Genomic DNA, 18,634 nt, shown 5'->3' with positions numbered 1-18,634 from the left:
CGCTGCACACCAGACACCTGCCCCGCGCAGGCGCTGCACCCTGAAACGACGACACGTACGCCAGCGCTCACAACCTCCGCGCTCCCCAAACCAACGCAGAAGCGCCGGTTTCACAGGGCCAGAACCTTGTGAAACCGGCGCTTCTGCGTCTGGGGCGACTTTCGTCGCCTAGGCCGCCGACTTTCGTCGCCAGCCCACGGCGGTGGCGGTGGGATTCGAACCCACGGTGGAGTTGCCCCCACACACGCTTTCGAGGCGTGCTCCTTTGGCCGCTCGGACACGCCACCGCCGAACAGGGTACCCAAGGGGTGCCGCCGGGCGTTAATCGGTCCGGCACAGGGCTGTCGCCGCTGGCCCGGCCGGGCCATGAAGCCACTCAGCACGCCGCCGACGGCCGTTCAGGGAGCCGGTCACGACGCCGGCCCTACGCCGACTCACCCCCGACTCACTCCGGCGACGAGTCCAGCTCGACGCGCAGGATCACCCGCTCCCGCTTGCCGCGGGCGGCCACCGACTCCACCTTCAAGAGGCCGGAGAACTGCACGCCGTACTTGCCGCGCAGCACCTCGCCCGCGCGGGCCAGGGTCGCCTCGTCGCCGGCCAGCCGCGCGGTCCCGGAGGCGGTCAGGGCACCCGGGCGTACCCGACCGCGCCGGTCACTGACGGCCACCCGAACGCGAGGGTCGCGTCGCAGCCGCTTGACCTTCCAGCTGCCGTCCACGGTCGTGAACACCAGCTCGTTGCCGTCGCGGGCCACCCACATGGGGTTCGACACCGGCTCACCGGAGCGCTTGTACGTCGTCAGTGACACAAACTCGGCGTCACCGAGACGCTTCACCGCGGGGTCGTCGACCGCGTCCCCGCGCACGCGCGCGAGCACCTCGTCGGCGACGAGGTCCGGGCGCACCTCCGGCAGCCAGTGGTTGTCGTCGACCTCGACGAACCGGTAGTCGGCACCGACGAATTCGCTGGTCTTCTCCGCGGCGGCCCGGCCCAGATAGCGGTCCCGCGATCCCCACACGTACGTCGTCGGCACACCCACGACCGACGGCCCCTCGCCGGACCCGACGAGACCTCGGCTGCGCGCCGCCGCCCGGTACCAGTTGATCGGTCCGCGCAGCGATCCCGGTGTGGCGAACCGCCGCCCGTAGCGCTGCGCCTCGGCGGCGGGCAGGCCCGCGCGCTCGAGCCCGGCCAGGCGCGAGGCGAGGAGTCGCTCCGGCGCGCCGGGCAGCTGGAACGCGCCCATGTACCAACTGCGTGCTACTTGCCCCTTGCGCAGGAACGCCCAGCCGAGCGCCGACGGGTGCGGTGTCGAGAGCACCGTCAGGCTCGCGACGCGGTCCGGATGCGCGGCGGCCAGCGACCACGCGACGCCGCCGCCCCAGTCGTGCCCGACGATGTGAGCCCGTTCCAGCCCGGCCGCGTCGAGCAGCCCGACGACGTCGCCGACGAGATGCCGCATCGCGTACGCCGAGACCTCCGCCGGCGAAGCGCTCGGCGAGTACCCGCGCTGGTCGGGGGCGAGGCAACGCAGCCCGGCCGCCTCCAGGCGCTCGCGCACCGCGCGCCAGCAGTGCCGGTCCTGCGGAAAACCGTGCAGGAGCACGACCGCCTCACCGTCGAGCGGTCCGGCGACCGGGCCGGAGTCGCTGACCTCGAACGTGAGCCCGTCATGCGTGAACTGGGTGAGACGAGAACTGGTCATGCCTCATCGCATCACGGATGAGCACGAGCCGCCCACGCGGCCGGGACCGCCGCGGCCTCCGTCGCAAGATGGACGCGAAAACCGCTGGGCAAGCGCATAATCGAGGCGATGACCAGTCCTGATGCCGTCGCTCTCGTCACCGGCGCGGCCGGTGGCATCGGGCTGGGCACGGCTCGTCTCCTCGGCCACGAGCACCGCCTCGTGCTCACCGACCGCGACGCCGCCGGCCTCGACCGCCGCCGCCGAACTGCGCGCCGAGGGAGTCGATTGCACGGTCGTGCCGTGCGACGTCACCGATGCGCGTGCGGTCGAGGCGCTGCTGCGGCGCGCTGAAGCGGCTCGCCCGCGTCGAGGAGATCGCCGAGGTCATCGCGTTCGCCGTCAGCCCCCGCGCGTCCTATCTGACCGGCTCCGAGATCCTGTGCGACGGCGGCGTCGTCGCCGGCACCACCTGGCGCGACATCCTGCGCCTCGCCCGCCGCCTCGATGCCGGCGCAGACGTCGAACGGCCCGGCAGCAACCCCGGCCACCAACGCTGACCGTCCCTGACTGTCCCTGACCGGCGCTGACCGACGCTGACCGTCCCCGACCGACGCTGACCGTCCCCGACCGACGCTGACCGTCCCCGACCGCCCCCGACCGCCCCCCAACGTCCCTCAAGACTGCGTGTCGTGGTCAAACCTGCGACACGAACAGCAGTTTTGACAACGACACGCAGTTTTCACGGTTGTTGGTAGGGGCGTTCGCGGCGGCGGGAGGCGAAGAAGGCGCGCAGCAGGGCCGACGACTCGGCCTCGAGCACGCCGCCGACGACGGCGGGGCGGTGCAGGGCGAGCCGGTCACGGGGCAGGTCCCACACCGAGCCGCACGCGCCGGCCTTGTCGTCGAAGGCGCCGAAGACGATCCGGTCGACACGGGCCTGGATCGCCGCGCCGGCGCACATCGCGCAGGGTTCGAGCGTGACGACAAGCGTGCATCCGTCGAGCCGCCACCGGCCCACGGCCGACCCCGCTGCGCGCAACGCGACGATCTCCGCGTGCGCCGTCGGGTCGGAGCCGGTCTCGCGCCCGTTGACGCCGTCGGCCAGCACCGCACCCGAGGCGTCGAGCACGGCCGCCGCGACGGGCACCTCCCCGTCGGCACCGGCCCCCGCGGCCCGTTCGAGCAGCGCCGCCAGCACCGACAGCACCGACTCCGACACGATCGGCTCGGCGCGCTCCTCGGTAGCAGGGGGCAGCCACACCTGCTCGGATCCGTGCCGGTCTGCGCTCACACGCTAAGTTTCACCCATGCGCGTCCACGTGGCCGACCACCCGCTCATCGCCCACAAGCTCACGTATCTGCGCGACCAGCGCACCGACTCCCCGACGTTCCGGCGTCTGGCGGAGGAGCTCGTGACCCTGCTCGCCTACGAGGCGACCCGCGAGGTGCGTGTCGAGCCGTTCGACATCGAGACCCCGGTCGCCCCGACGAAGGGCATCAAGCTGGCGCGGCCCAAACCGGTCATCGTGCCGATCCTGCGCGCGGGTCTCGGCATGCTCGAGGGCATGGTGCGGATGCTGCCGACGGCCGAGGTCGGCTTTCTCGGCATGGTGCGCGACGAGGACTCCCTCGAGGTCACCGCGTACGCCAACCGTCTCCCCGAAGATCTTTCCGGGAGACAGTGTTTCGTGCTCGACCCGATGCTCGCCACGGGCCACACGCTCGTCATGGCGATCGACTATCTCGTCGGTCTCGGCGCCCAGGACATCACCGCGGTCTGCCTGCTCGGCGCGCCCGAGGGCATCGCGCACCTGGAGGAGCAGCTCGCGGACGTGGAGCCCCCGGTCACCCTCGTGCTCGGCTCCATCGACGAGCGGCTCAACGAGAAGGGCTACATCGTGCCCGGCCTCGGCGACGCCGGAGACCGGCTCTACGGCGTCGTCTGAGTCTCACTCGAGCACGTGGCTCAGCGGCGCCTCGCCGCGCCTGCCGAGGTGCGCGACCTGCGCGAGGTACAGCTCGGCGCAGGCCAGGGCGTCGGTCACCGCGTCGTGCGCGCGGTAGCGCGGCAGCCCGAAGTGCTCCCGGGCGGCGGCCAGCCGCAGCGCCCCGCCGCGCACGTGCCCCTCGGGTCCGGCGACGATGAGCCGCTGCAGTTCGAGGGTGTCGATCATCGTCAGCGGCAGGTCGACGCCGTGCAGGCGCCGGCAGGCGGCGGCGAGAAAGTCCCGCTCGATCGAGACGAAGTGCGCGACGAGCACCCGTCCGCGCAGCGCCACGAGCACCTGCTCCAGGGCCTCCCGCAAGGGCACGCCGGCAGCGACGACGTCGTCGGTGAGCCCGTGCACCGCCGCGCTCTGCCCCGGCCCGCGCCCGGCGTCGACGCCGCGTGAGGGCGGGCACACGATCGACCCGCCCGCGCCGCCGAGCCGGATCGACAGGCCGTCGATCGGCACGAACCCGATCGACAGCACGAGGTCGCGCGCCGGGTCCAGGCCGGTGGTCTCCAGATCGACCGCCAGGAGCCTGGCCTGCGACAACGGGGTGCGCAGCCCGTCGAGCGGGGTGGCCAGGTAGTCCTGCAGAGCGCCCGGTGGGGCCTGCCGCGCCAGCCGCGTGCGTTTGCGTTCGGCGCGCGCGGCCGCGCTCAGCGCGGACGGCACCAGCTTCATGCCCATTCAGATTCTCGCCGCCGGGTAGCGCTGGGCCACCTGCCCCTGCACGGTGCGCACCACCCCGAACGCGTCGCGCAGGTGCCGCCGGTCGAGGCTGCTCAGGGTGTCCGGGTTGACGTGGTTGCCCGGGCTGCGCCCGTCGAGCACCGCCTTCGCCTGATGTTCGAGCCGCACGTAGGAGATGAACTCGTACGCGTCGGACAGGTCGGTGGCGGTCTCGTGGGTCAACAGGTGGGCGTTGGCGGCGTCGGTGATCCGGTCGTGGGTGCGCATCGCGGGCGAGCCGGCGGCGAGGGCGAGCACGCGGGCCGTCTCCTGCACCGCCCCGATGCCGCCCCACTTGAGGTTGAGCGTGTCTTTGTGCTCGCCCTCCTTCTGCAGCACGAACCCGCGGAAGAAGCCCAGCGGCGGCTCGTGCCGCACGGCCTGCGCGGCCATGAGGCCGAGAAACCGGCCGGACTTCTGGGCCTGCGCCTGCACCCCGCGGTACAGGTCGGTGAACAGCGTGGTGTCCCCGGCCAGCGCGCGGGCGTCGAAGAAGATCGCCGCGTTGAGCAGCGCGTCGGAGGTCGGCTCGTGCAACCACCGGGAGAACTCCTTGCGCCAGCCCGACAATGACTGGCGCCAGCGGGGATTCGTCGCCATGACGTCGCCCTCGCAGCGGGGGTAACCGCACTGTTCGAGACCGGCCACGACCTTCTCGGCGAGGGCCGCGACGTAGCGCTCCCCCTCGGGCCCGGCGTCGTCGGCGAGGATGATCGCGTTGTCCTGGTCGCTGCCGAGGGCCGATTCGCCCCGGGCCTGGGAGCCGAGCACCATCCAGCAGTACGGCACCGGCGGGCGGCCGAGGTCGGCCTCCGCGAGCGCGATGATCTTGCGGACCACAGAGTCGGCGACGGCCGTGACGACCTTGCCGATGTCGTCGGCGGTCGCGTCCTGGGAGACGAGCCGGGTGACGGTCTGCGGCAGCCGCGACGTGACCTTGGCGACGCCGGCGACGTCGGCCTGGGTGGCGATGTCGCGCACGAGGTAGACCGGGTTGGCGTGTTCGAGCCGCACGAGGTCGGTGCTCGTGATGACGCCGATCGGACGGCCGGACTCCACGACCGGCAGGTGGTGGATCTGCCCGTCCATCATGAGCAGCAGCACCTCGAAGGCGACTGCCTCGGCGGCGACGACGGTCGGGTCGGGCGTCATCACCGACGAGACGGAGTCGGAGGTGTCCAGACCCGCGGCGACGACCCGTTTACGCAGGTCGCGGTCGGTGACGATGCCGAGGATGCGGGGCCCGTCCATGACCAGGATCGACGAGACGTTGCGGTCGGCCATGATGCGGGCGGCCTCGCGCACCGAGGCGTCGGCGGTGGTCTCGACGATCGCGTGCCGCACCATGTCTTTGGCTCGCGTGCGCAGCACCGCCATGCCGGAGTCGGCGAGGTGGGCGTTGCGTAACGCGCCCCGCACCCGCTCGCGGCGCTGACCGAGAAAGAACTCGCGGAACGCGGTGTTCGACCCGGCGAGGCGGTGCCAGTCGGGACCGGACATGACGAGCACGAGCGTGTCCTCGCTGGCGACCGCCCGGAACGTCGAGGGGTCGCCGTCGACGAGGGTGACGGTGCCCATGCTCGAACCCTCCGCGGCCCGTTCGACGAGGTTGTCGCCCTCGTCGCGCAGGTCGATCGCGCCGCTGCGGATGACGTAGAACTCGTCGTTCGGCTCCCCCAGCGTGAGGATCTCCTCGCCGCGCCGCACGTAGCGCGTCGTCATCAGCGCCGGCAGCTCGTCGAGCACCGCGTCGGGCAGCTGGTCGAAGGGCGGGTTCACGGCGAGGAAATCGCGCACCTCGTGCAGTTCGACATCCATGGGGCAAGTGAACACGGCGCGGACGGACCACTGGGCGAGTTCGAGGCACTTTGGAGTCGGGCCGGGCGGGCCCGGGGCGCGCGGGTGGGCGGGGCGGGTGAGGCAGGGCCGGGCGAGTCGGCCGCGCACCTGACGGGACCGGCTCCGAGACCAACCCCGCACCGGCGTGTGTGATTTCGCGGCATCACACCGGTGTGATTCGATGGTGGCGAGCTGTGCCGAGGCCACGGCCGCTCAGGACGAGATCCCACGCCCGAGGAGTCTGCATGCCGCATCAGGTGAAACGGATCTTCGTGTGGATCTTCTGGATCTTCGTCATCTACGCGATCTTCACGAGCCCGGACCGGGCGGCTGACCTGCTCATCACCGTCTGGGAGATCATCGTCAACGGATTCACTTCCGTCGGAATCTTCTTCGACCGGCTCCTGGGGCGGTAGGCAGGCCGCCCCGGCCGTGCCTACCCTGACGCCATGCCCGCCACGCCCGAGCGCAATCTCGACACTCTCGAGCGGTACCTGCTGCGGGGCGAGAAGATCGTCGTCGCCAGGCACCGGCACTGGGCCACGGTCGCGGAGCCGGTGGCCCTGGCCGTCGTGGGCCTCGTCATCGCCCTGTGGCTGTCGGCCTCCCTGGACGCCAACGCGATGCAGCTCGGCGACCTGGTGTGGTGGCTGTGGTTCGCGCTCGCCGGCCGTGCGGCGTTCTTCCTGTGGGAGTGGCAGCGCGAGTGGTTCATCGCGACCGACCGGCGGCTGCTGCTCGTCTACGGGTTCGTCGTGCGCAAGGTCGACATGATGCCGTTGGGCAAGGTCACCGACATGACCTACCACCGCACGGTGCTGGGCCGCATCTTCGGCTACGGCACGTTCGTGCTGGAGAGCGCCGGACAGGACCAGGCCCTGTCGAACCTGAAGTTCATCCCCCAACCCGACGAGACGTACAAGTCGATCATCGCCCAGATCTTCCACAAGGAGGGCGACGACGACGTCGACGGCCCGGACGAGGACTACCTCGACGAGATCCTGAACGAAGACGACGAGGGCCGGCGCCGATTCTTCGCCCGGCACCTGCGCCGGTTCGTCGCGCGCGACCGCGACCGCGACGATTACGACGATCTCGACGAGACCGGGCCCATCCAGGAGCTGCGGCCGCCGCGGGAGGCGTCGGCCGGTCGCCGCTCCGACAGCTCCGGCCGGCGCGGGCGCACGACTCGCGCGCCCCGTCGCCACGACGACGACTACGCCGACGAGTACGACGAGGCGTACGAGACGACATCGCTCGACCTCGGGAACGTCGCCGCCTCCGGCGGCCAGACGATCTACCGCAGCACCGACGGCGACGGCACCGACGAGCCGTACTACCCGAGCCGCTGAGGGCACGCTCGACCCGAACTCGACCCGAGGGCGACCCGAGGGTGCCGGCTCCGCTGACTACGCCGTCGCGACCCACCAGGTGCGGCTGTGGCTGAAACCCAGCAGGCCCGCCTCCGCGAGTTCACGGCCGTACCCGCTGCGCTTGGTGCCGCCGAACGGCAGCCGCGGGTCGGAGGCGGTGACGGCGTTGACGAACGCCGCCCCGCTCGTGATGCGCCGGGCCACCGTGACGGCGTGCTCCGGCTCGCCCCACACCGACAGCGCGAGCCCGTAGATCGTGGCGCCGGCCAGCTCGACGGCGTGGTCGTCGTCGCGGGCGGCGGCGATGGCGGCGACGGGCCCGAAGGTCTCCTCGTCGAAGACCGGCATGCCGGGACCTGTGCCGGTGAGCACGGTGGGCTCGAAGAAGCTGCCCGGGCCCGGCATCGCGTCGCCGCCGAGCCGCAGTTCCGCGCCGGCCGCGACCGATTCGCGCACCTGGCGGTGAAGGGCGTCGCGCAGGTCCGGGCGCGCCAGTGGGCCCATCGTCGTCGCGGAGTCGGTGGGGTCGCCGACGACGAGCGCCCGCGCCGCCTCGACGAAGAGCCGCGTGAACTCGTCGGCGACCGACTCGTGCACGATGAAGCGCTTGGCGCACACGCAGCTCTGCCCGGCGTTGTGGAAGCGGGCACGCACGCCGGCCGCGGCGGCGGCCTCGACGTCGGCGTCGGCGAGCACGACGAACGGGTCGGAGCCGCCGAGCTCGAGCACCGACGGCTTGGCGGCGCGGCCGACAGCGGCACCGACCGCGGCGCCGGCGCGGTTGCTGCCGGTGAGGGTCACCGCGGCCACGCGGTCGTCCTCGATGAGCGCGTCGATCGTCTCCGGAACGGCCGGCTCGTCGACCACGAGCACCGACACCACGTGCGCCGGGAAGCCGGCGTCGGCGAACACCCGCGCCATCGCCAGCGCGGAGCCGGTGACGTTGGGCGAGTGCTTGAGCAGCAGCGCGTTGCCGGCCGTGACGATCGGGATCGCGGCGCGCATGACCTGCCAGATCGGGAAGTTCCACGGCATGACCGCGAGCACGACGCCCATCGGCTCCTGGCCGACCCAGGCGGTGACGCCACTCGTGCCGTCCAGCTCGACCGGACGGTCGGCGAGCAGCGCGGGGGCGGTGCGGGCGTAGTACTGCGCGGTCAGCGCCGACTTCTCCACCTCCCCGCGGGACTCGCCCAGCGGCTTGCCCATCTCGGCGGTGGCCAGCGCGGCGAGTGGCTCGGCCTGGGCGCGCAGGGTGGCCGCGAGGGCGGTGAGCCGGGCGGCCCGCTCCTGCGGGGCGACGCGAGCCCAGTCGGTGGCGGCGGCGTGCGCCGCGGCGAGCGTCTCCTCCACCTGGGCCGAGGTCATGGCGTCGTAGCGGGCCAGCTCGGCGCCGGTCGACGGGTCGATGGTCAGGACGTGCCGGTCGGTCATCAGCGTGTCTTTCGGGCAGGGCCGACTGGGCCGGATCGGCCGATCGGCGGTTTGTGTCAGGTCAGTGCGACAAGCGCGCGAGCACCGCGTCGGTGAATTCGGCGGTGCCCAATCCTCCGCCGAGGTCGCGGGTGCGGGTCGCGGGGTCCGCGAGCACGGCGTCGACCCGCTCGTCGAGCAGTCGGGCCGCCCGCACGAGCTCGTCGCGGCCGGCGCGGTGGCCGAACCAGTCGAGCAGCATGCCGGCGGAGCGGATCAGCGAGACGGGGTTGGCGATGCCCTGCCCCGCGATGTCGGGCGCCGAGCCGTGTTGGGCCTGCGCGACGCACACGTCGGCGCCGACATTGATGGAGCCGCCGAGCCCCAGGCTCCCGCTCAGCTCGCTCGCCTCGTCGGAGAGGATGTCGCCGAACATGTTCGTCGTGACGAGCACGTCGAACTCGGCGGGGCTCTTGACGAGCCGGGCGGCGGTCGCGTCGACGATGAGCGGGCGCAGCTCGACGTCGGGGTACTCTGCGGCGACCTCGCGCACGCACTCCAACCAGAAGCCGTCGGAGAGCTTGAGCACGTTGGCCTTGTGCACGACGGTCAGCTTCTGGCGGCGGGTGCGGGCCAGCTCGAACGCGGCGCGCGCGACGCTCGTGCTCGCCCGCCGGGTGATCTTGCGGATCGACAGCGCGGTGTCGGGGTCGGTCATGAACTCCCCCGGCCCGACGTGCATGTTGCGGTCGGAGTAGAAGCCCTCGGTGTTCTCGCGCACGATGACGAGGTCCATCGGCTCGCGCAGCACGCTGAACCCGGGCAGCGAGCGCGACGGGCGCACGTTGGCGTACAGCTTGAAGACGACCCGCAGCTCGGCGGACTGGTTGATGCCGCCCTGCGCGCGCGGCGGGTAGTCGAAGTGGGAGACGGGCCCGAGGATTGTGCCGTCGGCCTGCGGCACCTTGGTCAGCACGCGCTGCGGCAGCGTCGTGCCCTCGGCCTGCAGCGTGCCCAGCCCGATCTGCTCGGTGTCGAGCTCGAGCCGCAGGCCGAAGCGCTCGTCAAGGGCGTGCAGCACGCGCACGGTGGCGTCGGTGATCTCCGGGCCGATGCCGTCTCCGGGGAGGACGAGGATCTTCATGGCCGCTCCTTTGTGTCGGGTGGTTGCGACAGTCAGCCGATGAGCGGCTGCGGGTCGATCTCGGGGCCGTGGTGGGTCAGCGTGCGGGCCAGCGTGTTGACCTGGCTGCCGGGCACGACGTGCTCGCCCACGGCCTCGCGCCAGCGGGCGAAGTGCGGGTACGTGCGGTGCGCGGCCGCCGCCTCCTCGTCGACGTACAGCTCGTAGAACGTGAACGTGTGGTCGTCGTCGAGCGCCTGATTGATGTCGAAGTACCGGCAGCCCGGCTCGGCGAACGTGGCCTCGGCGTTGGCGGTAATCGCGTCGAGAAAGCCGTCGAGGTGGCCGGGCTTGACCCACAGGGTGACGGTCAGGGTGATCATGGCTGGTCCTTTCGCGGTCGGGGTTCAGTAGGTGGAGTCGGTGTCGGCGCCTTGGGCGGCGGGCGGCAGCGTGGTGCCGGTCTGCTCCGCCAGGGTCGCCAGGGAGGCCCACGTGTGGGCGGCCAGCAGGATGCCCTCGCGCTCGTGGCGGGCGCGATTGCGGTCCTCCAGCTCGCCGGGGGTGAGGATCTCGCTCGCCCACCCGGCCGGCTCCCCACCCCGGGTCCGGTCCACGAGGGTCTCCATGCGAGCGGAGAACTCGCGCGGGTCGCCCATCACGGCGACGTCGACGGTGAGCAGCAGGTGGCCGGCGCCGCTGCGGCGGCCGGGCTCGTAGGGGCCGCCGACGTCGGCGCCGAACGAACTGCCGGTGAGCACGCCGGCGAGCACGTCCATGAGGAACGCGATGACGTAGCCCTTCGGGCCGGCCATCGGCAGGATGAGGCCCTCGATGCCCGCGGCCGGATCGGTCGTCGGGTGGCCCTGTGCGTCGGCGGCCCAGCCGTCCGGGATCGAGGTGCCGCGCTCCTTGGCGAGGTAGAGCTTGCCGCGGGCGACGGCGGTGTTCGCGAGATCCATGACGACGACCCCGTGGCGGCCCGCGGGCGCGGCGATCGACCACGGGTTGGTGCCGATCGACTTCGTGCGCCCACCCCAGGCGGCCATCGCGGCCGAGGCGTTGGTGGCGAGGAAGGCGACGCAGCCGGCGTCGGCGGCGCGGCGGGTGAAGTAGGCGGCGGTGCCGAAGTGGCCGGAGTTGCGCACCCCGATCGCGCTGACCCCGTGGGCCTTCGCGCGCTCGACGCCGAGGTCGACGGCGTGGTTGGTGATGACCTGGCCGATGCCGTCCCGGCCGTCCAGCACGACGACCGCGCCGGAGTCGGTGACGGTCGCCACGTCGGTGACCGTGCGCATCGCGCCCGAGCGCAGCCGCTCGATGTACCAGGGCAGCCGCAGCGCGCCGTGCGAGGCGTGGCCCCAGAGCTCGGCGACGACGAGGGTGTCGGAGAGCAGCTGCGCGTCGGCGTCGGGCACGCCCTCGGCGCGCAGCGTCGCCGTCATGAAGGCGTGCAGGTCGTCGGGGCGAACCCGCGTGGGGTGCTCGGTGGGTTGCTCGGTGGCTTGTCCAGTGGCTTGTTCGGTCGACTGCTCGGTGGCTTGCTCGGGGCGGGGCACACTCGGCATGGCGCTCCTCCTGATCGCTGCGCCGTGTAAGACTGGTCCAACTAAAGCACACTTGTATACAAATACGCAAGGAGTTCCATGTCCTCTCCGCTGCGCCGGGCCTCGGGCAGCCACGCCGTCTACACCGAGCTGCGCCGCCGCATCCTCGCGCTCGAGCTCGCGCCGGGTGAGCGGCTCAACGAGACGCGCCTGACCGCCTCCTTCGGGGTGAGCCGCACCCCGTTCCGGGAGGCGGTGCGGCTGCTCCTGGCCGAGGGCCTGCTCGAGCAGCTGCCGACGGGCGGCGTTGTCGTGCGGGACATCTCGACCCGCGACGTCGATGAGCTGTACGCCGTGCGTGCGGCCCTCGAGGGCTTGCAGGCGGGCGAGGCGGCCGCGCGCGCGAGCGAGGCCGACCTGGCGGCCCTGACCGGGCTCGTCGAACGGAACGCCCGCCTCGTCGACCTGCCCGACGACGCGATGGCCGCCGGGCAGGAGTTCCACGCGCTGATCGCCCGCATCGCGGGCAACGCGTGGGCGCGCCGCCTGCACGATCAGACGGGGGTGCAGATGGCGCGCTATCGCGTGTTCACCAACGAATCCGACGAGCGCCGCCACGCCGCCCTCGCCGAGCACCGCGACATCCTCGCGGCACTCGTCGCCCACGACGCCGGGCTCGCCCGCGAGCTCGCCGAGCGGCACGTGCTCACCGCGCGCGACGTCGCCGTCGCCGCCGTGCTCGCGCGCCTTGGCCGCTGAGCCCGCACGTCAGCCCGGCATCAGCGGTCATCCCGACAGGTCGCTCCACCGCCGGCCGAGCACACGCCGCAGAGTGCGAGCCCGACCCGCGTCCAGTGCCATCGCCTCGAGGATGCCGTCGGCCACGTCCGCGGTGGCCCTCAGCGACTCCGACAAGACCCGCTCGGCCGCGGCGACCGGCACCCCCGACTGCGCGGCGAGGTTGAGAAACCTCTTGCGCGACAACGAGTCCGTTCGACCGGCGATCGACAGCGCCAGGCCTTTGTCGCCGTACGGCACAGTCGATGGGATGTCGTAGATCGGCGCCACTCGCCATTCTGACCCGGCCACAGTCGCATTCGGGCCAGAACGGGCAGCGTCCGACGGAGCGTGGGCCGACCAGTCGATCGCAGTCGGCGGTTCGACCGCCGCCATCGGGTTCGAGCGCGCAACCCGGCCGACCCCGAGGACCGAGACATTCTTGGCATGGAGATCACCGTTGCCGGTGAGCCACGCGAAGGCGACCTGCTGGAGGACGGCGCGAACGGCGACAGCGCGAGCGGCGCAGACTCGTCCGATTCCGGCGAGAAGCTCCTCGGTCGTCACGGCGTACTTGTCGGCAGGATAGCGCCCGAGCAGCTGGGCGCCGTCTTCCACGGGCAGGGCACGCAGGCCCGACCCCTCCGGCTCCCGGTCGAAGCGCTCGACGAGCAGTCCCGGGCGACCGGCTCGGTCGTGGACCACCTGGGCCTGCACGACCCGCTGCCGCAGCCTGCGCGCGACCTTGAGTAGGTGGTCTTCGTCGACGACGACGCCCGGATACTCCGGCGGGTCCAGCTTGAGCAGGTGCGCCCGACCGGCGTACACGAGCGGCACGGTGAGCATGCGGCCGGAGGCCTTGTCCTGAACGCCCGCAAGCGCGACTGGATCGATGCCCGCACCTTCGAGCACCTCGGCGAAGTCGACGTCAGACCAGTCGGAATCCAGGCGCAGCGGCTGCTCCGGCACCTCCGGTGTCGCACCGGCCGGCACGATCTGTACGTCGCCGACCGGATCGGCACCGACCGCGAGCAGCAGCGACAGGTCGTCATCTGCGGACGTCTTGACCTGTCGGCGCAGCGCCGAGAGCCTGCGTCCCTCCGGCAGCAGCCCCGCGAAGAAGGGCGGCACGGCGCCGGCGGGAGCTCGCACCGGCTCCTCGCGCAGCGGCAAGGTTGTCGCGACCGCGGGCCCGATGTCGAGATACTCGGGGCGGTAGGCGAACTCGGTGCCGCCCTCCTGACGCACGAGATGCGCCGCGAGACGGCCGGCTTTGTAGACGTCGGCCTGCTCGACTCGTCGCGGATCGACCCCACTGGCGCTCACCTGTCGCCCCGTACGACAGCGGTCAGGTCGAGGCCAAGCGTGTCGAGCACCGACATGAGCTTGTCGAGTCGCACGGTCGGCTTGTCGCTCTCCGCCGCTCGGACGAAACGCTCTGAGACACCTGCCAGTTCAGCCACGTCCACCTGCAGTAGGCCCAACTCGCGACGCCGATTGCGGATCTGGTCTCCCAGCATGACACCTCCACCGGCATGATCGTGCCGCTTGTGACCAGTATGCGGCTCATCGGAGCGCCCGACAACAAGATCGGCACGATCTTGCCGTTTTCCGGCATCGGGGCGCCCGATTTCGTGAGCCACCTCCCGCACCGGCAGGATCGTGCCGGTCGCAGGTCTCCAAACGCTCCAAGACCTATTCACTGCCGCCTGTGGACACCCCTCGGACTATCACCGTGGTCGCGTCGGGAGCACCTCTCATGATGAAAGTGCAGGTCAGGGCGTTTCGAGCCGGCGGCGGTGACGTGCGGTGATAGTCCGAACGGTGGCTGGCCGGGGCTACCCCTCGGCGGCGGCGCGCTCGAGCGCCCGCACGAGCAGCAGCAGCACGCCGTTGACGGGTGTCGGCACGCCGAGGTCATCCCCGCGGCGCACGACGTAGCCGTTGAGGTGGTCGATCTCGGTGGGGCGGCCGCGCGCGAGGTCCTGCGCGGTGGATGAGCGCTGGGTCGGCATCGTGCGGGCCAGGCTCGCGACGTCGGCCTCGAGCGACTTCGGCAACGTGACGCCCTCGGCGGCCGCGACCGCCCGGCACTCGGCGATGACGTCGGCGAGCACCCCTGCGGCGCCGTCGAGTTCGTCGAGCCAGCCGTAGGGGCGCATGGTGATCGCCGACAGCGCGTTCCACGCGCAGTTGGCGACGAGCTTGGCCCACAGCGCGGCGGCGACGTCGCCGACGGCGACCGGCACGCTCGCCTCCTCGAAGACCGGCACGACCGACCGGGCGCCCGGGCCGGCGACGAGGTCGCCGCGGCCGTGGTGGCGCACGTGGCCGGGGCCGGCCATCTCGGTGGCGACGTAGACGACGGCCGGTTCGACACGAGCCGACCCGGCCAGCCGGGCCGCCAGCCGGTCGGCGTTGTCGACGCCGTTCTGCAGGCTGAGCACGAGGGTTTCCGGCCGCAGGTGCGCGGCCAGCTGGTCACCGGCCGCCTCGGTGTCGCCGGACTTCACGGCGACGAGCACCAGCTCGCAGTCCGCCAGCGCCGCCGCGTCCACGGTCGCGGCGACCGGCACCGTCTCGTCGAAGGTCGTCGTCTCCATCCGCAGGCCGTGGGCCATCGCGTCGACGTGCTGCTGACGCCCGACGAGCACGACGTCGTGCCCGGCGCGTGCGAGCATCCCGCCGAAGTAGCAGCCGACGGCCCCGGCTCCCAGCACCCCGACTCTCATGTGTCCTCCCATGTCGTTCCTGTTCCGCACGCTACCGAGCCCCTGCACCTGGGAGGCTCGGGCCATGCGAGCGATCGGGTACGCGGACCGCACCGAGAACGCTGCCGCCCTGGCGCGCCTCGGCTTCGACTACCTGGAGGCGCGCCTCACGGAGTTCGATCTGTCGACGCCGGCCGGCGCCGCCGCCGCGAGCCAGGCCCTGGGCCGGATCGCCCGCGACGTCATCAGCGTGAGCGTGCTGCAGTCGTTCGTGCCGCGCGGCCTGTATCTGACCGGGCCGCAGCGTAGTTCGGCCGCCGAGCTGCGCACCTACTTCGGTCGGGCCGCGCAGGTCGCCGCCGCTGCGGGCGCGCGCTCCGCGGTCTTCGGGGCCGCGTGGTCGCGCAACCTGCCCGACGGTTACGACCGCGACCGCGGGCGGGCCGAGCTCGTCGAGGCCTACCACTGGTGCGCGGACGCGTTCGCCGGCTCCGGCTGCATCGTCGGGATCGAGCCGCAGAACCTCAAGGAGTGCAACTTCGTGCGCCTCGTCAGCGAGGCGACATCACTGGCGCGCCAGGTCGACCGACCCGAGATCGGCGTGGCCGTCGACCTCTATCACGTGCAAGAGGAGGCCGAGCCTCTCGACCACATCGTCGCCGCGGGCGCCCTCGTTTGCGCAGTGCAGGCCGCCGACACGGGCCGCAACGAGCCGGGCACCGGCGGCTACCCCCACCGCGAGTTCGCGCAGGCACTCAACGACGCCGGCTACGCCGGCGGCGTGTCGGTGGAGATCATGCACGACATCCCCGACGCGCAGAAGGCGGCGGCCCTGCGGTTCCTACGCGAGCTGTTCGCCACGACGTGAGCGGGGCGGCCGCACCGAACGGAACCCGGCGCGAACCCGCCCGTCGATGACGCCGGCCGGCCGGGGACACGCGGGTCGCCCGTCCGGCGCGGCCGGGCGGGCGACAAGGTGGGTGGTGCCGGGGCGGGGCTACCAGCGGGCCTGACCGTGGAGCACGTCCTGCGGACCCGCGACCGCGACCGGTCGCAGCTGCCCCCGCCCCCGGTACGAACCCGAGCCGGAGCCGGTGCCACCCGCGGCCCGCACCCGCCGGCCGACGACCAGGGCCTGCACGCCGAGGCTGACGCCCACGTACAGCAGCGCGGTGGCCCCGGTGAACGCGCCGCCCGCGGCGGGGGCGCCGAGCAGCGGCATGAGCAGGACCGCCAGGGCCGCCCGCAGCGCGAGCGCCAGCGACCACCAGCCGGCGGTGGCCCAGCCGCCGCGGCGCATCCATGTGCCGTCGGCGGTACGCCAGACGCGGATCGAGGCGCCGCGCGGGATGGCGATCAGCGCGGCGCAGGCGACGCCGAGCAGCACGCCCAGCCACGCGCCGGCGCCGAGCCGCGCCGCGTACGCCACCTGCGAGACCTGGTAGAGCCCGACCACGGCGAGCACCAGCGGCACCCGCGTCATGGCGGTGGTGATGCGGCGCGGCGAAAACTGGCGCCAGGCGATGAAGGCGACGATGAGGAGGATCTCGGCGGAGGTGATGATCAGGTCCGTGTTCATGGCTTCAGCGTCGTCGCCAGGGGGGTGTGCGGGCATCGGCCCAGGGGTCGGTCGCGGGTGGATCCGGCGCGGGCACCGTCTCCACCGTGTCGGGCACCCGATCTCCACCCTGGGGTCGAGACGGGCTCACGACCGGGTGGAGATCGTAGCGGGAGCGGGTGGATCCGACCGCGAGCCGCCCGGGCGGGGGCGCGGCCGCAGCTAGCGTGACCTGTCATGACAGCTGCATCGCCGATGCGCCGGCGGCCCGTTCGTGTCGTCGTGGCGACGGCGCTCGTCGCGGCGGCGGTCGCCTCGGTCGCCGCGGCGACCGGGCCCCTGCGGACCGGTCCGGTGCCGATCGTCGCCCTGGTGGTGGCCTGGGCCGCGATCGGGGCCTGGGTCGTCGTGTTCGTCGGCGGCATCGTGCGGCGCCGCCGGGAGGGCACGCGCGAGTGGCGCCTGGGCGAACTCATCGCGCTCGCGGCCGCCACGGTCGTCGTCGCCGCGGCGCTCGACTTCCATCCCGCGCTGATCTGGATGCCGTTCTTTCTCGTGCTGGCCGCCGGCCGGTCGCTGGCGCCGCTGCCGGCGGTGGCGATCTGCGCGCTCCCGGTGGCCTATCTCGGCATGGAGTCGTGGCGCGAGTCCGGCAGCCCGGTGTCGGCGGCCGCGAACGTCGTCGCGGCCGCCGGGATGCTCGCCTACTCGCTGCAGCGCCGCCGCCGCCGTGAGCTTGACGAGCTCGCCGCCGCGCAACGCGAGGTCATCGAGCAGGAGCAGGCCCGCGCGGACGCGGCCGTGCTGCAGCGCGAGATCGGCGCCCGGTTGCACGACGTGCTGGCCCACACCCTGTCCGGGCTCGTGGTGTCGCTGACGACCGCTTCCCTGCAGGCCCGCGCGGAGGGCGCCTCGCCGCAGCTGCAGGAACGGCTCGACGCCTCGACCGATCTCGCGCGCTCCGGGCTCGTCGAGGCCCGCCGGGCCGTCGAATCGCTCCGCGGCGGACCGGTCGCCGATCGGTCGACCCCGGCTCCGGCCCCTGGGCCGAGGTCGGCGTCGGGTGAATCCGCTCCCGCCGACGACGCGCCGCTGACCGCCTGGTTCGCGGAGGTGGGCGAGCGGTTGCAGCGGGCGGCCGGCACCCAGGTGCGGCTCGACGGCGACCTCACGCTGGTGCCGGGCGAGCTCGCCGGAGTGGCCCGCGCCGTGCTGTTGGAGTCGCTGACGAACTCGCTGCGCCACTCCCCCGGTGCACCGATCGACGTGCGTGTGCGCGCAGGCGGGCTCACCGTCGTGTCGGCCGCCGGCGAGCGGGTGGCCGCCCCCGACTCCGGTGAGCATCCGAGCGGGCACCATGGCATTGACGGGCTGCGCGCCCGCGTCGAGGCAGCCGGCGGGCACCTGGTCGCGGGGCCGGAGCCAGCGGGCTGGACCGTGCGATGGGAGTGGAGTAGATGAGCGCTGCACAGACCCCCGCAGTGATCACCGTCGTCGTCGCCGACGACCAGACCGTGGTGCGCGAGGGGCTGCGGGCCATGCTCGGCTTCCTGCCCGGCATCGACGTCGTCGCGACCGCGCCCAGCGCCGAAGAGGCCCTGGAGGCGGTGTCACGCCTCGACCCCGACGTGCTGCTCACCGACCTGCGCATGCCCGGCATCGGCGGGGTCGAGGGCATTCGGCGGCTACGCGCGTCGGGGGCCCGCACCGCCGCCGTCGCGCTGACCACCTACGACGACGACGCCACCGTGCGCGAGGCGCTGGGCGCCGGGGCCCTGGGGTTTCTCAACAAGGACGCCGAGCCGGAGGCGGTCGCCGACGCCCTGCGCGCCGCCGCGGCCGGCCGCAGCCTCCTGGACGCCCGCGTCGTGGCCGCCCTGCTC

General features: G+C 72.7%; 21 protein-coding genes and 1 tRNA gene. 8 read left to right on the top strand and 14 right to left on the bottom strand.

Annotated elements, in window-relative coordinates; all coding sequences use genetic code 11:
- Nucleotides 1-200: 200 nt before the first annotated feature.
- The 3 genes from PINTE_RS14670 to PINTE_RS25230 form a co-directional block, all read right to left on the bottom strand.
- Nucleotides 201-287: transfer RNA gene (locus tag PINTE_RS14670), tRNA-Ser, on the bottom strand.
- Nucleotides 288-445: 158 nt separating this feature from the next.
- The gene (locus PINTE_RS14665) at nucleotides 446-1,708 is read right to left on the bottom strand and encodes a PPOX class F420-dependent oxidoreductase (protein WP_157087273.1); all 1,263 of its coding nucleotides are present in this window, start codon (nucleotides 1,706-1,708) and stop codon (nucleotides 446-448) included.
- A 3-nt stretch (nucleotides 1,709-1,711) separates the two neighbouring features.
- Complete coding sequence (locus PINTE_RS25230; RefSeq protein WP_217996599.1) at nucleotides 1,712-2,002, bottom strand: hypothetical protein; 291 nt, start codon at nucleotides 2,000-2,002, stop codon at nucleotides 1,712-1,714.
- On the opposite strand from PINTE_RS25230, the gene PINTE_RS23690 reads away from it, so the two are divergent.
- Entirely contained in the window at nucleotides 1,956-2,267 is a 312-nt protein-coding gene (locus PINTE_RS23690) for a hypothetical protein (RefSeq protein WP_505803747.1), read from the top strand. The genes PINTE_RS25230 and PINTE_RS23690 overlap by 47 nt on opposite strands.
- 162 nt (nucleotides 2,268-2,429) lie before the next feature.
- On the opposite strand, the gene PINTE_RS14655 is transcribed toward PINTE_RS23690, so the two are convergent.
- Nucleotides 2,430-2,885 carry a nucleoside deaminase gene (locus PINTE_RS14655; protein WP_068432200.1) on the bottom strand — a complete coding sequence of 152 codons (456 nt, stop codon included), beginning with the start codon at nucleotides 2,883-2,885 and terminating at the stop codon, nucleotides 2,430-2,432.
- A 112-nt stretch (nucleotides 2,886-2,997) separates the two neighbouring features.
- Between PINTE_RS14655 and upp the strand changes: the two genes are divergently transcribed.
- Entirely contained in the window at nucleotides 2,998-3,636 is a 639-nt protein-coding gene (gene upp, locus PINTE_RS14650; RefSeq protein WP_068432188.1) for a uracil phosphoribosyltransferase, read from the top strand.
- A gap of 3 nt (nucleotides 3,637-3,639) precedes the next feature.
- Here the strand turns inward: upp and PINTE_RS14645 are convergent, their stop codons facing one another.
- Complete coding sequence (locus PINTE_RS14645) at nucleotides 3,640-4,362, bottom strand: exonuclease domain-containing protein (protein WP_068432197.1); 723 nt, start codon at nucleotides 4,360-4,362, stop codon at nucleotides 3,640-3,642.
- A 6-nt stretch (nucleotides 4,363-4,368) separates the two neighbouring features.
- A complete protein-coding gene (locus PINTE_RS14640; RefSeq protein ID WP_068432185.1) occupies nucleotides 4,369-6,228 on the bottom strand; it encodes a DUF294 nucleotidyltransferase-like domain-containing protein in 1,860 nt (619 codons plus the stop codon).
- Between the two features lie 266 nt (nucleotides 6,229-6,494).
- On the opposite strand from PINTE_RS14640, the gene PINTE_RS23300 reads away from it, so the two are divergent.
- Both PINTE_RS23300 and PINTE_RS14635 read left to right on the top strand, forming a co-directional pair.
- Nucleotides 6,495-6,665: a hypothetical protein gene (locus PINTE_RS23300; RefSeq protein ID WP_169798540.1), complete on the top strand. Its 171-nt coding sequence runs from the start codon at nucleotides 6,495-6,497 to the stop codon at nucleotides 6,663-6,665.
- Between the two features lie 33 nt (nucleotides 6,666-6,698).
- The gene (locus PINTE_RS14635) at nucleotides 6,699-7,601 is read left to right on the top strand and encodes a PH domain-containing protein (protein WP_068432182.1); all 903 of its coding nucleotides are present in this window, start codon (nucleotides 6,699-6,701) and stop codon (nucleotides 7,599-7,601) included.
- Nucleotides 7,602-7,658: 57 nt separating this feature from the next.
- On the opposite strand, the gene PINTE_RS14630 is transcribed toward PINTE_RS14635, so the two are convergent.
- The 4 genes from PINTE_RS14630 to PINTE_RS14615 form a co-directional block, all read right to left on the bottom strand.
- On the bottom strand, nucleotides 7,659-9,056 hold the full coding sequence (locus PINTE_RS14630) for an aldehyde dehydrogenase family protein (RefSeq protein ID WP_068432179.1): 1,398 nt from the start codon (nucleotides 9,054-9,056) through the stop codon (nucleotides 7,659-7,661).
- A 61-nt stretch (nucleotides 9,057-9,117) separates the two neighbouring features.
- Complete coding sequence (locus PINTE_RS14625; protein ID WP_068432176.1) at nucleotides 9,118-10,179, bottom strand: isocitrate/isopropylmalate dehydrogenase family protein; 1,062 nt, start codon at nucleotides 10,177-10,179, stop codon at nucleotides 9,118-9,120.
- 32 nt (nucleotides 10,180-10,211) lie between these two features.
- On the bottom strand, nucleotides 10,212-10,541 hold the full coding sequence (locus PINTE_RS14620) for a putative quinol monooxygenase (protein WP_068432173.1): 330 nt from the start codon (nucleotides 10,539-10,541) through the stop codon (nucleotides 10,212-10,214).
- Nucleotides 10,542-10,565: 24 nt separating this feature from the next.
- Entirely contained in the window at nucleotides 10,566-11,726 is a 1,161-nt protein-coding gene (locus PINTE_RS14615) for an Ldh family oxidoreductase (RefSeq protein ID WP_084343634.1), read from the bottom strand.
- 78 nt (nucleotides 11,727-11,804) lie between these two features.
- Between PINTE_RS14615 and PINTE_RS14610 the strand changes: the two genes are divergently transcribed.
- On the top strand, nucleotides 11,805-12,464 hold the full coding sequence (locus PINTE_RS14610) for a GntR family transcriptional regulator (RefSeq protein ID WP_068432170.1): 660 nt from the start codon (nucleotides 11,805-11,807) through the stop codon (nucleotides 12,462-12,464).
- 27 nt (nucleotides 12,465-12,491) lie between these two features.
- Here PINTE_RS14610 and PINTE_RS14605 read toward each other — a convergent pair whose 3' ends face one another.
- From PINTE_RS14605 to PINTE_RS14595, 3 genes are all read right to left on the bottom strand, one after another.
- On the bottom strand, nucleotides 12,492-13,808 hold the full coding sequence (locus tag PINTE_RS14605) for a type II toxin-antitoxin system HipA family toxin (RefSeq protein WP_068432167.1): 1,317 nt from the start codon (nucleotides 13,806-13,808) through the stop codon (nucleotides 12,492-12,494).
- Nucleotides 13,805-14,125, bottom strand: coding sequence for a helix-turn-helix transcriptional regulator (locus PINTE_RS24425; protein ID WP_245642963.1), 321 nt, complete (start codon nucleotides 14,123-14,125; stop codon nucleotides 13,805-13,807). The genes PINTE_RS14605 and PINTE_RS24425 overlap by 4 nt, the downstream gene beginning before the upstream one ends.
- A 195-nt stretch (nucleotides 14,126-14,320) precedes the next feature.
- A complete protein-coding gene (locus PINTE_RS14595; protein WP_068432162.1) occupies nucleotides 14,321-15,214 on the bottom strand; it encodes a ketopantoate reductase family protein in 894 nt (297 codons plus the stop codon).
- Nucleotides 15,215-15,278: 64 nt separating this feature from the next.
- Between PINTE_RS14595 and PINTE_RS14590 the strand changes: the two genes are divergently transcribed.
- Entirely contained in the window at nucleotides 15,279-16,061 is a 783-nt protein-coding gene (locus PINTE_RS14590; protein ID WP_068432160.1) for a sugar phosphate isomerase/epimerase family protein, read from the top strand.
- A gap of 129 nt (nucleotides 16,062-16,190) precedes the next feature.
- On the opposite strand, the gene PINTE_RS14585 is transcribed toward PINTE_RS14590, so the two are convergent.
- Nucleotides 16,191-16,772: a hypothetical protein gene (locus tag PINTE_RS14585; RefSeq protein WP_068432157.1), complete on the bottom strand. Its 582-nt coding sequence runs from the start codon at nucleotides 16,770-16,772 to the stop codon at nucleotides 16,191-16,193.
- A gap of 216 nt (nucleotides 16,773-16,988) precedes the next feature.
- Between PINTE_RS14585 and PINTE_RS14580 the strand changes: the two genes are divergently transcribed.
- Both PINTE_RS14580 and PINTE_RS14575 read left to right on the top strand, forming a co-directional pair.
- Nucleotides 16,989-18,212, top strand: a complete 1,224-nt coding sequence (locus PINTE_RS14580; protein ID WP_157087272.1) for a sensor histidine kinase — start codon at nucleotides 16,989-16,991, stop codon at nucleotides 18,210-18,212.
- Nucleotides 18,209-18,634: response regulator (locus PINTE_RS14575; RefSeq protein WP_157087271.1), on the top strand; the 426-nt coding region annotated here is incomplete at its 3' end. The genes PINTE_RS14580 and PINTE_RS14575, both read left to right, overlap by 4 nt.

This window comes from Piscicoccus intestinalis NBRC 104926, from assembly GCF_001515525.1.
Taxonomy (GTDB): Bacteria; Actinomycetota; Actinomycetes; order Actinomycetales; family Dermatophilaceae; genus Kineosphaera; species Kineosphaera intestinalis.
Note: the sequence above shows the minus strand (reverse complement) of the source record. Positions and strands in the feature narration are given on the sequence as shown.

Coding starts and splice junctions, on each gene's coding strand:
- PINTE_RS14665 (WP_157087273.1), bottom strand. CDS start 1,708: ATGACCAGTTCTCGTCTCACCCAGTTCACGCATGACGGGCTCACGTTC.
- upp (WP_068432188.1), top strand. CDS start 2,998: ATGCGCGTCCACGTGGCCGACCACCCGCTCATCGCCCACAAGCTCACG.
- PINTE_RS14645 (WP_068432197.1), bottom strand. CDS start 4,362: ATGAAGCTGGTGCCGTCCGCGCTGAGCGCGGCCGCGCGCGCCGAACGC.
- PINTE_RS14640 (WP_068432185.1), bottom strand. CDS start 6,228: ATGGATGTCGAACTGCACGAGGTGCGCGATTTCCTCGCCGTGAACCCG.
- PINTE_RS23300 (WP_169798540.1), top strand. CDS start 6,495: ATGCCGCATCAGGTGAAACGGATCTTCGTGTGGATCTTCTGGATCTTC.
- PINTE_RS14635 (WP_068432182.1), top strand. CDS start 6,699: ATGCCCGCCACGCCCGAGCGCAATCTCGACACTCTCGAGCGGTACCTG.
- PINTE_RS14630 (WP_068432179.1), bottom strand. CDS start 9,056: ATGACCGACCGGCACGTCCTGACCATCGACCCGTCGACCGGCGCCGAG.
- PINTE_RS14625 (WP_068432176.1), bottom strand. CDS start 10,179: ATGAAGATCCTCGTCCTCCCCGGAGACGGCATCGGCCCGGAGATCACC.
- PINTE_RS14620 (WP_068432173.1), bottom strand. CDS start 10,541: ATGATCACCCTGACCGTCACCCTGTGGGTCAAGCCCGGCCACCTCGAC.
- PINTE_RS14615 (WP_084343634.1), bottom strand. CDS start 11,726: ATGCCGAGTGTGCCCCGCCCCGAGCAAGCCACCGAGCAGTCGACCGAA.
- PINTE_RS14610 (WP_068432170.1), top strand. CDS start 11,805: ATGTCCTCTCCGCTGCGCCGGGCCTCGGGCAGCCACGCCGTCTACACC.
- PINTE_RS14595 (WP_068432162.1), bottom strand. CDS start 15,214: ATGAGAGTCGGGGTGCTGGGAGCCGGGGCCGTCGGCTGCTACTTCGGC.
- PINTE_RS14590 (WP_068432160.1), top strand. CDS start 15,279: ATGCGAGCGATCGGGTACGCGGACCGCACCGAGAACGCTGCCGCCCTG.
- PINTE_RS14585 (WP_068432157.1), bottom strand. CDS start 16,772: ATGAACACGGACCTGATCATCACCTCCGCCGAGATCCTCCTCATCGTC.
- PINTE_RS14580 (WP_157087272.1), top strand. CDS start 16,989: ATGACAGCTGCATCGCCGATGCGCCGGCGGCCCGTTCGTGTCGTCGTG.